Origin of the sequence: Rhizobium sp. N324 (genome assembly GCF_001664485.1) — a bacterium.
GTDB lineage: Bacteria > Pseudomonadota > Alphaproteobacteria > Rhizobiales > Rhizobiaceae > Rhizobium.
The window spans coordinates 205,405-220,650 of record NZ_CP013630.1 but is presented as its reverse complement, the minus strand read 5'-3'; the positions used below and the strand labels follow the sequence as shown (position 1 = coordinate 220,650).

Here is a 15,246-nt window from a genome sequence, read left to right as displayed (position 1 = left end):
TTCTGTCACGGAAATCTTTTAGCCGGGAACCTGCTTGCGGTTCGCCGCCAAATCACTGCACATTGCGCTCCCCATTTCGACGATCCCCAGGATAAAAGCCTTGCGCTACGCTCTCTATTTCTCGCCGCCGAAGGATGATCCCCTGACCGGCGCGGCCTCGCGCTGGCTCGGCCGCGATGCATTCAGTGACGAGACCTATCCTGCACCGGAGCATGAGCAACTCGGTGCGGCAGAGCAGTTCGACCTGACCGCCGATCCGCGCCGCTACGGCTTTCACGCGACGATCAAGGCGCCGTTTTCGCTCGCCGCTTCGGTCACCGAGAGGGATCTGATGGCCGTCGTCGAGGAGTTTGCCGCGCGCACTGAAGCCTTCGAGATTCCCGAACTGGTGCTTGGCCAGCTCGGCCGTTTTTTTGCCCTTGTTCCGGGTTCTGTTCATCAACCGCTTCAGGATTTCGCCGCGAAGGTGGTAAGGTCCTTCGAACCGTTTCGCGCAGCGTTGTCCGAAGCCGATATGGCGCGGCGCAACCCGGAGAAGCTCAGCGACAGCCAGCGCGCCAATCTGCAGCGCTGGGGTTATCCCTATGTGATGGAGGATTTCGGCTTCCACATGACGCTCACCGGCCAGGTGCCCGAGCCACGCGCCGCGGTGATGAAAACCATTCTGACCGAGCGTTTTGCCGTTTTCACCAACCGGCCGCTTGCGATTTCCGGCCTCGCCGTCTTCACCGAGGAAACGCGCGGCGCCCCGTTCAAAGTTCATTCCTGGCTGCCGCTTTCCGGCGCCAAAAGCTGAAAGACCCGACGAGATGAGCAAAGAGACCGTGTTTTCCAACGCCCGCATCGTTCTCGAGGATGACATCCTCGCGGGCTCGATTGTCATTCGCGACGGCAAGATCGCCGACATTTCCGAAGGCAACTCGGTAGCCGGCGAAGATTTCGAAGGCGATTACATCATTCCCGGCCTCGTCGAGCTGCATACCGACCATCTCGAAGGTCATTATCAGCCGCGTCCCGGCATCCGCTGGAACAAGACGGCCGCGGTTCAGGCGCATGACGCCCAGATCGTCACCTCGGGCATCACCACGGTGTTCGACTGCCTGCGCATGGGGGCTGATGAGGACGGCGGCTTCGAACATGGCGAGATGCGCGAGATGGCCGATGCCATCCAGTCGGCGGAGAAGGAAGGCCGGCTGCGCGCCGAGCATCTCCTCCACCTGCGCTGCGAGGTCTCGGCCGACAATGTGCTCGAACATTTCGCCGATTTCGAAAACGACCGGCATGTGCGCCTGGTCTCGCTGATGGATCATGCCCCCGGCCAGCGGCAGTTCCAGACGATGGATCAATATATCTTCTATTATCAGAAGAAGCGGGGCTTAAGCGACGAGGTCTTCGCGCGCTTCGTCGCCAAGCGCCAGGCGGAATCGGCGCGCAATTCGACACCGCATCGCAATGCCATCGCCAAGGTCTGCGCCGAGCGCGGCATCACCGTCGCAAGCCATGACGACGCGACGCTCTCCCATGTCGACGAGGCGATCGACAACGGCGTGCGGCTTGCCGAATTCCCGACCAGCTTCGATGCCGCCCGCGCCTCGCACGAACATGGCATGAGCGTGCTGATGGGCGCGCCGAACATCGTGCGCGGCAAATCCCACTCCGGCAATATCGCCGCCCGCGACCTCGCCGAGATGGGCGTGCTCGACGTGCTGTCTTCCGATTACGTGCCGCTCAGCCTGCTGCATGCGCCCTTCATCCTCGCCGATGAAGTCGAGAGCATCACCCTGCCGAAGGCGATCGCCATGGTGACGTCGACGCCGGCGCGCACCGTCAGTCTCAACGACCGCGGCCGGATCGCCACCGGGCTGCGCGCCGATCTCGTCCGCGTCCACCGTTCGCATGGCGTGCCGGTGACACGCTCCGTCTGGCGCCAAGGACGCCGTGTCGCATGAGCCCGTACGAACCCCATCCAGGAGCCGGAGCCGAGCGCGGCATCATGGTCGTCGTCGTCGGGCCGAGCGGCGCCGGCAAGGACACGCTGATGAACCTTGCCGCCCGGCATTTCGCCGGCCGTGCCGAGGTTCATTTCACCCGCCGCGTCATCACCCGCCACCGCGACGCCGGCGGCGAAGACCATCTTTCCGTCTCCCTCCAAGGATTTGCCGCCATGGAGCAGTCGGGCTCCTTCGCCGTCTGGTGGGAGGCGCACGGCTTGAAATACGGCATTCCGGCCGAGGTCTCGGTGGCATTGTCGCGCGGCCATGTCGTCGTCGCCAATGGCTCGCGCTCGGCGCTTCACCGTTTCCAGGCGGCTTTCCCGCGGCTCAAGGTGATCAACGTCACCGCTCGCCCGGAAGTGCTTGCCAGCCGGCTGGAGGCGCGCGGGCGCGAGACGCATGAGGATATCATGGCCAGACTTGCCCGCGGGCCGCTGACGGTGCGCGGCGACTACGACGTGGCGGAACTCGACAATAGCGGCTCGCTCGAAGAGGCCAAGCAGAAGATAGTCACGATCCTCGACGGGCTGCTCGCCGAGGTGCATTGACCGCAATTGAGAGGAAGGGCATGCGCGCCATCAAAGTGGTCGACTACGATCCTTCCTGGCCGCGGCTCTTTGCTGACATCAGCGCCGAGATCTCCACCCTGCTCGGCAATCTCGTGCTGTCCATCGACCATATCGGCAGCACGTCGGTGCCCGGCCTGGCGGCCAAGCCGAAGATCGATCTCGATGTCGTCACGATCTCCGACGACGTTCTGCCAATGGCGATCGAAATGCTGCGCGCTGCCGATTTTGTCTTCCACGGCGATAGGGGAGAGAAACGCTGGGCGTTCACCCGAGATCACGAAGCCTATGGGTTCAAGCTCTATCTCTGCGAGCCCGGTAACCGCGCCCATCGGGAGCGCATCCTGTTTCGAGACTACCTTCGGGATCACCCCGAAAGGGCCACGGCCTATGCCGATCTGAAACGCCGCCTGGCTGTAGAGGCAGGCGGCGATTGGGGCGTCTACACCGGTGGAAAGACCGCATTCGTCAGCGAGACAGTGCAATTGGCAGAGTGCGTAACGCACTCCGCGCCTGATTAATCGCCGTCACCCCGACCGGAAACGATCTCGCGCTTGCCGACATGGTTGGCCGGGCCGACCAGGCCTTCCTTTTCCATGCGCTCGACCAATGAGGCGGCTCTGTTGTAGCCGATGCCGAGGCGGCGCTGGATGTAGGAGGTGGAGCACTTCTTGTCGCGCATGACGACCTTGACCGCCTGCTCGTAGAGCTCGTTGCCATCCTCGGAGGCCATGGCGCTCTTGTCGAAGACGGCGCCGGCTTCTTCCTCTTCGGGCTCTTCCTCCTCGTCGGCGGTAACGGTGTCGAGATATTCGGGGCGGCCCTGGGTCTTCAGATGGGCAACGACCTTCTCGACCTCGGCATCCGAGACGAAGGGACCGTGGACGCGGGAAATCCGCCCGCCGCCCTGCATATGCAGCATGTCGCCCTGGCCGAGCAGCTGTTCTGCGCCCTGTTCGCCGAGGATGGTGCGGCTGTCGATCTTCGAGGTGACCTGGAAGGAAATGCGGGTCGGGAAGTTCGCCTTGATCGTGCCGGTGATGACGTCGACCGACGGGCGCTGCGTCGCCATGATCAGATGGATGCCGGCCGCGCGCGCCATCTGGGCCAGACGCTGGATCGCGCCTTCGATTTCCTTGCCGGCGACCATCATCAGGTCGGCCATTTCGTCGACAATGACGACGATATAAGGCATCGGCGTCAGGTCCAGCGCCTGGCTTTCCTCGATCGGGGCGCCTGTGCCCTTGTCGAAGCCGACCTGGACCATGACGTGGATGGTCTCGCCCTTGTCGCGGGCCTGCGCCACGCGGTCGTTGTAACCGTCGATATTGCGCACGCCGAGGCGCGACATCTTGCGGTAACGCTCCTCCATCTCGCGCACGGCCCATTTCAGCGCCATCACCGCCTTCTTCGGATCGGTAACGACGGGCGTCAGGAGATGGGGAATGCCGTCATAGACGGAGAGTTCGAGCATCTTCGGGTCGACCATGATCAGCCGGCACTGTTCCGGCGTCATACGGTAGAGCAGCGACAGGATCATCGTGTTGATGGCGACCGACTTACCCGAGCCGGTGGTGCCGGCGACGAGCAGATGCGGCATCTTGGCGAGCTCGGCAATGACAGGCTCGCCGCCAATGGTCTTGCCGAGGCCGAGTGCCAGCTTATAGCCGCTCTTCTCGAAATCCTGGCTCTCGATCATTTCGCGGAAATAGACGGTTTCGCGGGTGACGTTCGGCAATTCGATGCCGATGACGTTGCGGCCGGGCACGACGGCGACACGGGCCGAAAGCGCCGACATCGAGCGGGCGATATCGTCGGCCAGGCCGATGACGCGCGACGACTTCACGCCCGGCGCCGGCTCGAATTCATAAAGAGTGACGACGGGACCGGGGCGGACATGGATGATCTCGCCCTTGATGCCGAAATCTTCAAGCACACTTTCCAGAAGCCCGGCATTCTGCTCCAGCGTCTCCTGCGACATGATCTCGCCCAGTCGCTCCGGCGGCTCCTGCAACAGGGCGCGCGGCGGGAATTGATAACCGGAGGCGTCGATCCTTTCCGGCCTTGCCGCCAGGCGCGGCGACGGCAGAACCGCGGCAACGGGCGGCGTGCGCTGGGGCACAGGGGCGGCCTGAGGGGCTGGGGCGACGTGAAGAGTAGGCGCCGGCTGAGGCGCAGGGGCCGGCACAACAGGGATCTCGACGGGGATGCGCCGCGGCCGTTCCAGGGATATGGCGGCCGGAGGGCGCGGGGCAGGCTTTGCGGAGGTCGCAGCCGCCGGCGGAACCGGGCGGGAGGCGACGGGAGCAGCGATCGGCCGGCCCGGGCGCCATTCCATGATGCGGAACAGCGACGTGATCGATTCTGGCGCCGTCTCGGCCTTCGGGAACGAGATCACGGCAGGGGGGCGAACCGGCTCGGCCTCTTCGAAGGCCATGACCTCCCAGAAGGCGAAATCCGAAATGGAAGAAAGCTCGGCGGTGGCCCGGAAGGAAGGCGCGGCCGGCTCGTCGGGAACGAAGGATGGCTGCAGTTCGATCATCTGCGGTGCTGCGGGAAGTTCGTCCGGCTCCGGCAGATAGATATCGAAGGGCACATCGACGGCGACCGGCTCGATCCGTATCGCCTGCTGTCCCATCTGCGAATCATCGCGGATGGGTTCATCCGGCGCCCGCCGCTTGCTGATTAGCGTTTCCGGCGTGCGGGTAAAACGGACGTTCGGCGCGAGGGAAAAATTGCTCTGCCAGATCGGCGCCGCCGGCTTTTCTCCCGGCTCTACCGCCGGAAGGTCCGTTTCAATCCCGCTGGAAAAGTCCCCGGCGTCCGTCAAATTGGTTCTGGGAAAACGCATGCGTCCGCTACTCACTCATGCCTAACAAATTACGACCCTACCGGGATAGAAAAGGAAGGTTAATAAGTTCCTTCCCGCCGTATCGTTCCGATACGGCTCCCGTCGCTAATTCGCTGCGATTTCAGTGAGTTGAATTAAACGGAAAAATCTTTGCCGATTTTGTGGAGACGAGGCTAATGCGCCTCGTCCCAATTGCTGGCGGCGCGCGCGTCGACCCTCAGCGGCACGCGCATTTCGAGCGCCGGCATGGTGGCGTTTTCCATGACCGAGACGATAACCGGCATCGCCTTTTCGACATCCTCATCCTCGACTTCGAAAATAAGTTCGTCATGCACCTGCAGCAGCATGCGGACACGCTCGCCAAGACCGACCTCGGCGAGCGCCGGCTCCATCCTGATCATCGCCCGGCGGATGACGTCGGCAGCCGAGCCCTGGATCGGCGCGTTGATCGCGGCGCGCTCGTTGAAGGCGCGCACCGACGGATTGGAAGAGCGGATTTCGGGGTAGTTGATTCGCCGCCCGAAGATGGTTTCGACATAGCCCTTGTCGCGCGCCATGGCCTTGCGGCTTTCCATATAATCGCGGATTCCGGGGAAACGCTCGAAATACTTCTTGATGTAGTCGCCGGCTTCCGACCGCTCGATCGACAGCTGGTTGGCAAGGCCGAAGGCCGAAATGCCGTAGATGATGCCGAAATTGATCGCCTTGGCGCGGCGGCGCACTTCGCCCGGCATGCCTTCGACCGGCACGCCGAACATTTCCGACGCCGTCATCGCGTGAATGTCGACGCCATCCTCGAAGGCCTTGGTCAGCTGCGGGATCTCGGCCACATGGGCAAGCACGCGCAATTCGATCTGGCTGTAGTCGGCGGAGATCAGCTTGTGACCCGGCGTCGAGATGAAGGCGGTGCGGATCTTGCGGCCTTCGGCGGTGCGCACCGGAATGTTCTGCAGGTTCGGCTCGGAGGAGGACAGGCGTCCCGTCGTCGTCGATGCCAGCGAATAGGAGGTGTGGACCCGCTTGGTCTCCGCGTGCACATAACCGGGCAGCGCGTCGGTATAGGTGGATTTCAGCTTGGTGAGCTGGCGCCAGTCGACGATCTTGCGCGGCAGCTCGAAACCGGCGGCGGCCAGATCCTCGAGCACCGAGGCAGAGGTCGACCATTGCCCGGTCTTCGTCTTGCTGCCGCCGGCAAGACCCATCTTGCCGAACAGGATATCGCCGAGCTGCTTCGGCGAGCCGATATTGAACCGCTCGCCGGCGAGCGTATAGATCTCGTCTTCCAGGCGCGCAGCACCCTGGGCCAGTTCGCCGGACAGGCGCGACAGGATCTGCCGGTCGACGGTGATGCCGCGGGCTTCCATGCGCGCCAGCACCGGCAGCAGCGGCCGCTCAAGCCGTTCATAGACGCTGGTCAATCCGGCGGCCGCCAGCCGCGGCTTCAGCACCAGCCACAGCCGCAGCGTCACGTCGGCATCTTCGGCGGCATAATGGGTGGCGCGGTCGATATCGACGAGATCGAAGGTGACGTTCGCCTTGCCGCTGCCGGCCACATCCTTGTAGGGGATGGGCGTATGACCGAGGAATTTTTCCGAGAGCGGATCCATGCCATGGGCGCCGGTGCCGGCGTCGAGCACGTAGGAGATCAGCATCGTGTCATCGAAGCTCTTGGTCTCGATGCCGTAACGCTTCAACAGCAGATAATCGTATTTCAGGTTCTGCGCGACCTTGAGGACCGCACCGTCCTCCAGCAGGGCCTTCAGCCGCGGCAAGGCATCGCGCATGGGGATCTGGTTGTCGGCGAGGCCGCCGCCGAGCAGATCGCCGACGCCGTTCTTATGGGTGAGCGGCACATAGGCGGCGCGGATCTTCGTGCCGGTGGGATCGGCCGTATTGTCGGCGATCGCCAGCGAGAAGCCGACAAGCTCGGCCTGCATCGCATCCAGCGAGGTCGTCTCGGTATCGAAAGCAACGAGGCCGGTATCGCGCGCATCGGCGATCCACCGGTCGAGCGTGGCGAGATCGCGTATCGTCACATAGGTCGAATGATCGAAGGGCAGTGTGGCAAAGGCTTCGGCCCGCGCCTTGGCGAGATCGGCAGGCGAAAAGGCGCCTTCGACCGAAGCCTTGGCCTTGGCACGCGGCGGCACCGGCACCGATTCGCCCGAGATCTCGGGGATGCCGCCGGCAACCGGGTCCGGCTCGGCCGCGTCGAGATCGGGGCCATGGGCAGCCTTGCCCCATTCGATGTGGACGATCGCCGGTTCGATGGCGCTGGCATCGCAATCGCAGACTTCGGCGACGCGGCGCGTCAGCGTCGTGAATTCCATCGTCTTGAGGAAGCCGATCAGCTTCGGGCCGTTCTGCGGCTCCAGCACCAGCGCGTCGAGATCGAGGTCGAGCGGCACATCGGTGCGCAGCCGCACGAGGTCGCGAGAGAGCCTGGCCATATCGATATTGGCAAGGATCGTCTCGCGGCGCTTGACCTGCTTAATCTCGGTAGCGCGGTCGAGCAGCGTGTCGAGATCGCCGTATTCCTCCAGCAGCTGGGCGGCAGTTTTCGGGCCGATGCCAGGGATGCCGGGCACATTGTCGACGGAATCACCGGTCATCGCCTGCAGGTCGATCATCTTTTCCGGCGGCACGCCCCATTTCTCGATCACATCGGGAATGCCGATCTGCTTGTCCTTCATGCTGTCATACATATGGACATTCGGGCTGACGAGCTGCATCAGGTCCTTGTCCGAAGAGACGATGGTGACATCAGCCCCTATTGCCTCGGCCTGGCGGGCATAGGTGGCGATGATATCATCGGCCTCGAAGCCTTCGGTCTCGATGCAGGGCAGGTTGAAGGCGCGGGTCGCCTCGCGGATCAGGCCGAACTGGGGAACGAGCTCTTCCGGCGGGGCGGAGCGGTTCGCCTTATAGGCGTCGTAGAGATCCTTGCGGAACGTCTTGGCGGAATAGTCGAAGATGACCGCAAGATGGGTCGGCGTGACGCCGACATCGGTATTGCGCGCATCCCTCAACAGCTTCCACAGCATGTTGCAGAAACCGGAAACGGCGCCGATCGGCAGGCCGTCGGTCTTGCGGGTCAGTGGTGGCAGTGCATGAAACGCCCGGAAGATGAATCCGGAACCATCGACTAGGAAGAGGTGATCGCCTTTTTTCATGGCTGCATGGATAGCGCGGGCACGGGACGAGGTCCATCTAAAGTTCGGCGAGTGGCGCGGAAGATTCCGCTCACCAAACTGTTACCGATTTGTAACGATCGCCCTCCCTTGAAAAACCACATTCTCAGGCACAAATCCATGTCACCGGCGCTTGATCGCGCCGCGGGTCTGATTACCGGCTTGTCCCCCGCCGCGTCAGGCTTGGACAAAGGCCTTATCCCCCTCTCCGGGCCTTTGTCCCCACTTTAAGGTCGCCATGGCCAACCTCCAGGCCATGGCGACTTTTGTTTTTCCAGGCCCTCGAAATTATCGTCGCCCCTCGCATATTTTGAAGTATCGCATGCGATTTGCTGCATTGTCTCCGGGATGGTTTTGAGCCTAACTTGCAATCATGGGATTTAACCGCATGGATTCGGGAGCTTACCTTGCCAGCCAGCTGGCGAAGGGTTTTGCCCGCTCGCTGCATCAGCGCGCGGTCGGCCTCGGTTTTTCTCCGGGCCAGTTTCCCATTCTGCTGGAACTCTGGGCCGAGGACGGGCTGACCCAGAAACAGCTTCTCGAGCGGGTCGATATCGAGCAGGCGACCATGGCCAATACGCTGTCGCGCATGGTCCGCGACGGGCTGATCGAGCGCCGGCCGCATCCATCCGACAAGCGGGCGCAACTGCTCTTCCTGACGCCGAAGGCCCGCGCCATGGAGGCCGAGGCGATCGAAACCGCGCGCGAGGCCGACCTTGCGCTGTTTAAAGGCTTTCGGGTTTTCGAGCGCGAACTGACGCTCGAATATATCCGTCGGCTTCTGGAAAACGCCAAGGCGCTCTGAGGGCGATCATTCGCTGGGATTATTCGCTGGCGAGGCGTGTACGCCGTCGCGGCGGCATGCCGGTTCCGGCCTGCTCCGACAGGATGCTTTTGCGAACGGCTGGCTTCATGCTCGGCTCGATATCCGGCTTGCCGAGCAACAAGCCCTGCACCTGCGCGCAGCCTTCCTCGACGACGATCCGGCGCTGCATTTCCGTTTCCACACCCTCGGTGACGACGGGCATGCCGAGGCTGTGGCCGAGGCCGATGATCGCGCGCACGATCGATCGCGCCGCCGCATCATGCTCCAGCACGCCGGTGAAGCTGCGGTCGACCTTGATTTTGTCGAAGGGAAACGAGCGCAGGTTCGACAGTGAAGAGTAGCCGGTGCCGAAATCGTCCATGACGATGTGCACCCCCAACCGACGCAGGCGCTGCAGCGTTGCCATCACCCGGTCGCGATCGCGGATCAGGGCTGTCTCGGTGATCTCAAGCTCCAGCCGATCGGCTGCGAGCCCCGTCTCGGCGAGGACCGCCTCGACCCGCTCGCACAGGTTGGGCAGCATGAACTGCACCGGCGAAACATTGACCGCGATCCTCAGCGGCTGCGGCCAGCGCGCGGCCTCCATGCAGGCCTGCTGCAATATCCATTCGCCGAGCTGAACGATCGATCCGCTTTCCTCGGCGATCGGGATGAAAATGTCGGGCTCGGTCAGGCCATGGCCCGGCCGGTGCCAACGCATCAAGGCCTCGTAGCCGCTGATCTCGCCGTTCTGCGCGTTGAGGATCGGCTGATAGCTGACATGGAGTTGGTTGCGGATGATCGCGTGGCGCAGGTCGCTTTCGATCTGGCGGCGGTTGCGCGCCGCTTCGTCCATTTCCGCGTCGAAGAAACAGGCCCTGCCGCGGCCATCATGCTTGACCCGGTAGAGCGCGGTATCGGCATTGTTGCAGAGTTCTTCGGCCGTGCGCCCGTCCCGCGGATAGAACGCGATGCCGAGGCTGACGCCGACGGCTGTGGGGTCACGAGCCGTGTCCATCTCGGCGGCGAATTCGTCGATGATATCAGCCGCAAGCTTTTGCGCCGACGCCGGCTGCTGTCCGGCGGACTGGATGATGGCGAATTCGTCGCCGCCGAGCCGGGCGATCGTATCGTTCTCGCTGGCCACCCGGCGCAGGATGGAGGCGACCTTGCGGAGAATGCGGTCGCCTTCGGCGTGGCCGAAAATGTCATTGACGGCCTTGAACCGATCGAGGTCGAGACAGAACAGCGCGACCTCGGTGTTCTTGCGTTCCGCCACCTGCAGCGCCTGTCGGATACGGGTGTCGAACAGCGACCTGTTCGGCAGATCGGTGAGCACGTCGTGGTGGGCGAGATGCTCGATCATCTCCTCGGCCTGCTTGCGCTCGGTGAGGTCACGCACCGCCAGCACCTCGCAATTGCGGCCGCGATAAACGATCCTGCTGGCGTTTGCTTCCACGGCAATCTCTCTGCCGGTGCGGGTGTTCAGCAGCGTCTCGCCGGACCTGTTCTCCCGAGGTCCCTGAACGACCGTCAGCACATCCGAGGGCGCCTTGCCCGAGAGATCGGCAAGCTTCCAGCCCGACAAGGCCTGGAACCGTTCGTTGACATCGATGATCCGGCCGTCGCGCAGGATCAGCAGCCCCTCCTGCGAGGCATTGGCAAGTCCGCGCAGATCCGTCAAATGGCTTTGGACGAAGACCACGGCAAGCGCGACCAGGATAAGAGCCGTTGCCGCCACCACGACGATGGCGGCGAGCACCCGGGTGTCGAGCACCAATGTGGGAACCTGCATGCCGGGGTCCGGCACAAGCGTAATGCTGCCCATCGAGATGAAGTGAAGGGTGCAGATGGCGAGGACGAAGACCAGCGACGAGGTCAGGAGACGCCTTATGCCCTTCAGATTGAAGAAGATATGGAAGGCGGCGCTCGACAGCAGCATTCCGGTGACGACCGCCGTCAGCGTCATCACCGGATCGTAGAGGATGACCGCCTGTGTCTCGATCGCCTGCATGCCGGTCAGGTGCATGGAGGCGATGCCGAACGCCATCAGAACCCCGCCGCGGATACGGGAAAACCGTCCCTCACGTTGCGAGGCGGCAAGGATCGCCACCCATGAGCCTGCGACCGACAGCAAAAAGGAAAGCAGCGTCAGGTCGAGCGCGTAACTGATCGGCGTGCCGCCATCATAAGCGAGCATCGCGATGAAATGCGTTGCCCATACGCCGGTGCCGAAGGCAAAGCCCGACGCACCGATCCAGAGCTTGCGCTGCCCGGCGTCGCACTCCTGGGCACGGGAAAGCAGCAGCATCGCCGCCATGGCGCCAACCAGACAGACCGCGGCCGCCACGATGACCAGGCGCCAGTCGTGATTGTCGCGAATACAGGCAATGACCGAAAACATCTGCGCGCCCCCCGAACAGCTGATTTTCGGTCGATGCTATTTAGGTTCTGCTAATTAACTGTAAATTGAATTAGATCTTTCTTTATTATCGCGAGGCGCCCCCTCCACGAGGTTGGATCCACGTCGTTTCGGCACGCTTGCGCGCCCCTGATTTTTTCCTTTTCCGCCTCGCCTGCTTTCCTACTTTGGTCTATCGTCCCGCCAAATTCGAAAAGGAGTCGAAAATGGCCGACATACAACCGGTTCTTTCGCGTGCGGACCAGAATCTTTCATCGAGCCTCGAAAAGCTGTTCGAGCTGCTGCGCATCCAGTCGATTTCCACCGATCCCGCCTACAAACCCGAATGCCGCAAGGCCGCCGAATGGCTCGTCCGCTATCTCGAAACGCTCGGCTTCGAAGCCTCCGTTCGCGACACGCCAGGCCATCCGATGGTCGTCGCCCACCATGCCGGCGCGTCCACCGACACGCCGCACGTTCTGTTTTACGGCCATTACGACGTTCAGCCGGTCGACCCGATCGAGCTTTGGGAAAACGACCCCTTCGAGCCGTCGATCAAGGATGTCGGCGACGGCCGCAAGATCCTGACAGGCCGCGGCACCTCCGACGACAAGGGCCAGTTGATGACCTTCGTCGAGGCCTGCCGCGCCTATAAGGAAATCAACGGCGCGCTTCCCTGCCGCATCACCGTTCTCTTCGAAGGCGAAGAAGAATCCGGCTCGCCGTCGCTGAAGCCCTTCCTCGAAGCCAATGCCGCCGAACTCAAGGCCGATTATGCGCTGGTCTGCGATACCGGCATGTGGGACTGCGACACGCCGGCGATCGCCGCCGCACTGCGCGGCCTTGTCGGCGAGGAAGTCACCGTCACGGCCGCCGACCGCGACCTGCATTCCGGTCTCTTCGGGGGCGCTGCGGCCAATCCGATCCACATTCTCGTCGAGGCTCTCGCCGGCCTGCATGACAAGACGGGCCGCATCACGCTTGACGGTTTCTACGACGGCGTCGAGGAAACTCCCGACAACATCAAGGCGTCATGGGAGACGCTCGGCAAGACCGCCGAGACCTTCCTCGGCGAAGTCGGCCTTTCCATTCCCTCCGGCGAAAAGGACCGTTCAGTGCTGGAGCTCACCTGGGCGCGGCCGACCGCCGAAATCAACGGCATCTGGGGCGGATATACCGGCGAAGGCTTCAAGACTGTGATCGCCGCCAAGGCTTCGGCGAAGGTTTCGTTCCGCCTCGTCGGCACGCAGGATCCGGCCGCCGTCCGCGAGGCTTTCCGCGCCTATATGCGTTCAAAGATTCCGGCCGACTGCTCGGTCGAGTTCCATCCGCATGGCGGCTCGCCGGCGATCCACCTCTCCTATGATTCGCCGGTTCTGACCAAGGCGAAGACGGCGCTGTCCGACGAGTGGCCGAAACCCGCCATCGTCATCGGCATGGGCGGGTCGATCCCGATCGTCGGCGACTTCCAGAAAATGCTCGGCATGGAATCGCTGCTCGTCGGCTTCGGCCTCAGCGACGACCGCATCCATTCGCCAAACGAGAAATACGAGCTTGTCTCCTACCACAAGGGTATCCGCTCCTGGGTGCGGATTCTTCAGGCGCTCGCCGCCTGAACGAAACGGACTGCCAGATCGCGACAACAAAAAGGCCGGTGAAAACCGGCCTTTCGTCATCCGCCCGCTCGGTGCCAGTACATCCGTGGTCAACGAGAAGCGGGTATTGCAGCCAGACTGCCTCGGAAAGGTTAACAGATCGTTAACGGCGCGCGGGATCGCCGCGTCATTGGAAGCACTCGACGGCCTCAAGGCATTGGCAGCAGTTTCGCGTTCAAGCTACGTTCATCGCGGGCCGCATATAAGTCATTGAAAGACAAGGTGAATGATAACGCTTTCGCAAATGCGGGCGGTCGCTCGACCTTTCGTTTCAGACGGCGGACGCCAGGCATGTGCAGCCAGGCGATGGCCAAATGCGCCTACGAGGAGTGAGAAAGCGTGAAAAATCTGTTTGCTAAAATTGCCGCGGCCGGCCTGTTCATGCTGGCGCCCGTGATCGCGCAGGCTGCCGAAGGCTATGCGACGGCGAACGTCAACATGCGCGCGGGTCCGAGCACCCGATATCCCGCCGTCGCGGTCATACCCGCCGGCTCCTCCGTTGAGATCCGCGGCTGCCTTTCCGATCTCAACTGGTGCGACGTGGAGTTCTACGGTGGCCGCGGCTGGGTCTCCGGCCAATATGTGCAAGCCCTCTATCAGCAGCGCCGCATCTATGTCGGTCCGCAATATTACCGTCCGCTCGGCATTCCGGTCATCCGCTTCAGCGTCGACAATTACTGGGATCGTTACTACCGCAACCGCGATTTCTATCGTGAGCGCGACCGCTGGAGCCGCGGCCCGGACTACTATTATCGCGACCGCGATAATCGGGATCGTGACAGAGATCGCGATAATCGGGATCGGGATTGGCGGGATCGCGATCGGAACTGGCGCGACGGCGATCGCAACCGGGACGGCGACAGAGATCGGCGAGATCGGGATCGCGACAGAGACTGGCGCGACCGAAATGGCGACCGGGACGGCCGCGACGACAATCGACGGGACGACCGGAGAGACGGGGATCGCAGACTCGATCGCAGGGATTTGGATTGCCGGCCCGGCGATCCTTCCTGCGACCAATAAGATAGGAAGGGGCGGCGGCAGCGCCGTCCCTTTCGCCTGCCCGGCCACCGGCGGGCAGGCAAGAAAAAGCCCGGCGCTCCCATGAGGGGATGCACCGGGCCTGATGTCGATCGGCGCGTGTTGAGGGGAGACGGCCGATCCGGGCGCGGGACGTGAGGGGCTGTCCCGCTTCCTCCTAAACCATCGCGGAGCCCATTGGTTCCACCAACCAGTCAAAAGATATGCGCAGAGTGCCGAACGCAGCGCGCGCATTTCGGCCCGCAACGCATCTTCAGCTGCTTCTTCGCTCCTCCTGGAAGATCACCGACAATTTGATGTGAGGGCACCGTGATGCCCTTGTGCTGCGGGATTCTTTATTGCACTTTCATGATGTTGCGGATCGATTATCCGTTCGAGGCTGGACCCTGATGGTGCAAGACTACCTGGCTTTCTTCGGGCTTTTCGGCGCCCGGGCAACCGCGACAGACATTACCGTTTGGCATAAACACAATCCTATCCTTGCCGTCCGCCTTACCGACGGCGCGCCTCTCAACCCTTCCGGCCAGATATGGCGCCGATTTCATCTCGGCGTGTGGGAATATAAGCAGGACCCGGAGACCCTCGAGGATTACGAGGCCCGTCAGTTCTGAGCGCCCCCGGCGGGTTCTGCTTTCCATTATTAACACCCCGTTAAATCGCCGCATTTACAGTTCAATCGGATGACGGCGCCTGCCGCATGATTTCATCCTTCAATCGGAATCGGTTTAAGGGGAAAATTATG

Annotated in this window: 11 protein-coding genes; 8 read left to right on the top strand and 3 right to left on the bottom strand. The window is 62.6% G+C overall.

The window, feature by feature from the left end:
- Positions 1-100: 100 nt before the first annotated feature.
- Genes AMK05_RS01000 through AMK05_RS00985 form a run of 4 tightly spaced genes read left to right on the top strand, consistent with a single transcriptional unit; the run spans position 101 to position 3,081 of the window.
- Positions 101-796, top strand: coding sequence for a DUF1045 domain-containing protein (locus AMK05_RS01000; RefSeq protein ID WP_064841230.1), 696 nt, complete (start codon positions 101-103; stop codon positions 794-796).
- 13 nt (positions 797-809) lie between these two features.
- A complete protein-coding gene (locus tag AMK05_RS00995) occupies positions 810-1,949 on the top strand; it encodes an alpha-D-ribose 1-methylphosphonate 5-triphosphate diphosphatase (RefSeq protein WP_064835738.1) in 1,140 nt (379 codons plus the stop codon).
- A complete protein-coding gene (gene phnN / locus AMK05_RS00990; RefSeq protein ID WP_064835736.1) occupies positions 1,946-2,542 on the top strand; it encodes a phosphonate metabolism protein/1,5-bisphosphokinase (PRPP-forming) PhnN in 597 nt (198 codons plus the stop codon). The genes AMK05_RS00995 and phnN overlap by 4 nt, the downstream gene beginning before the upstream one ends.
- A gap of 20 nt (positions 2,543-2,562) precedes the next feature.
- The gene (locus AMK05_RS00985) at positions 2,563-3,081 is read left to right on the top strand and encodes a GrpB family protein (protein WP_064835734.1); all 519 of its coding nucleotides are present in this window, start codon (positions 2,563-2,565) and stop codon (positions 3,079-3,081) included.
- Here the strand turns inward: AMK05_RS00985 and AMK05_RS00980 are convergent.
- Both AMK05_RS00980 and polA read right to left on the bottom strand, forming a co-directional pair.
- Positions 3,078-5,411 carry a DNA translocase FtsK gene (locus AMK05_RS00980; RefSeq protein ID WP_064835732.1) on the bottom strand — a complete coding sequence of 778 codons (2,334 nt, stop codon included), beginning with the start codon at positions 5,409-5,411 and terminating at the stop codon, positions 3,078-3,080. The two genes, AMK05_RS00985 and AMK05_RS00980, sit on opposite strands and share 4 nt — an antisense overlap.
- 173 nt (positions 5,412-5,584) lie before the next feature.
- Complete coding sequence (gene polA / locus AMK05_RS00975; RefSeq protein WP_064835730.1) at positions 5,585-8,584, bottom strand: DNA polymerase I; 3,000 nt, start codon at positions 8,582-8,584, stop codon at positions 5,585-5,587.
- Between the two features lie 406 nt (positions 8,585-8,990).
- Between polA and AMK05_RS00970 the strand changes: the two genes are divergently transcribed.
- On the top strand, positions 8,991-9,407 hold the full coding sequence (locus tag AMK05_RS00970) for a MarR family winged helix-turn-helix transcriptional regulator (protein WP_003583451.1): 417 nt from the start codon (positions 8,991-8,993) through the stop codon (positions 9,405-9,407).
- A 19-nt stretch (positions 9,408-9,426) separates the two neighbouring features.
- Here AMK05_RS00970 and AMK05_RS00965 read toward each other — a convergent pair whose 3' ends face one another.
- Positions 9,427-11,811: a bifunctional diguanylate cyclase/phosphodiesterase gene (locus AMK05_RS00965; protein ID WP_064835728.1), complete on the bottom strand. Its 2,385-nt coding sequence runs from the start codon at positions 11,809-11,811 to the stop codon at positions 9,427-9,429.
- 224 nt (positions 11,812-12,035) lie between these two features.
- On the opposite strand from AMK05_RS00965, the gene AMK05_RS00960 reads away from it, so the two are divergent.
- The 3 genes from AMK05_RS00960 to AMK05_RS00950 all read left to right on the top strand — a co-directional run bounded on the left by AMK05_RS00960 (position 12,036) and on the right by AMK05_RS00950 (position 15,115).
- Positions 12,036-13,424, top strand: a complete 1,389-nt coding sequence (locus tag AMK05_RS00960) for a M20/M25/M40 family metallo-hydrolase (protein ID WP_064835726.1) — start codon at positions 12,036-12,038, stop codon at positions 13,422-13,424.
- Between the two features lie 378 nt (positions 13,425-13,802).
- Entirely contained in the window at positions 13,803-14,486 is a 684-nt protein-coding gene (locus tag AMK05_RS00955) for an SH3 domain-containing protein (protein ID WP_064835724.1), read from the top strand.
- 407 nt (positions 14,487-14,893) lie between these two features.
- Complete coding sequence (locus AMK05_RS00950) at positions 14,894-15,115, top strand: hypothetical protein (protein WP_064835722.1); 222 nt, start codon at positions 14,894-14,896, stop codon at positions 15,113-15,115.
- The last annotated feature ends 131 nt before the right edge of the window (positions 15,116-15,246 follow it).

Excerpts from the sequence above, each read along its gene's own strand:
- AMK05_RS00995 (WP_064835738.1), top strand. The coding sequence starts at position 810 with ATGAGCAAAGAGACCGTGTTTTCCAACGCCCGCATCGTTCTCGAGGAT.
- phnN (WP_064835736.1), top strand. The coding sequence starts at position 1,946 with ATGAGCCCGTACGAACCCCATCCAGGAGCCGGAGCCGAGCGCGGCATC.
- AMK05_RS00985 (WP_064835734.1), top strand. The coding sequence starts at position 2,563 with ATGCGCGCCATCAAAGTGGTCGACTACGATCCTTCCTGGCCGCGGCTC.
- AMK05_RS00980 (WP_064835732.1), bottom strand. The coding sequence starts at position 5,411 with ATGCGTTTTCCCAGAACCAATTTGACGGACGCCGGGGACTTTTCCAGC.
- polA (WP_064835730.1), bottom strand. The coding sequence starts at position 8,584 with ATGAAAAAAGGCGATCACCTCTTCCTAGTCGATGGTTCCGGATTCATC.
- AMK05_RS00970 (WP_003583451.1), top strand. The coding sequence starts at position 8,991 with ATGGATTCGGGAGCTTACCTTGCCAGCCAGCTGGCGAAGGGTTTTGCC.
- AMK05_RS00965 (WP_064835728.1), bottom strand. The coding sequence starts at position 11,811 with ATGTTTTCGGTCATTGCCTGTATTCGCGACAATCACGACTGGCGCCTG.
- AMK05_RS00960 (WP_064835726.1), top strand. The coding sequence starts at position 12,036 with ATGGCCGACATACAACCGGTTCTTTCGCGTGCGGACCAGAATCTTTCA.
- AMK05_RS00950 (WP_064835722.1), top strand. The coding sequence starts at position 14,894 with ATGGTGCAAGACTACCTGGCTTTCTTCGGGCTTTTCGGCGCCCGGGCA.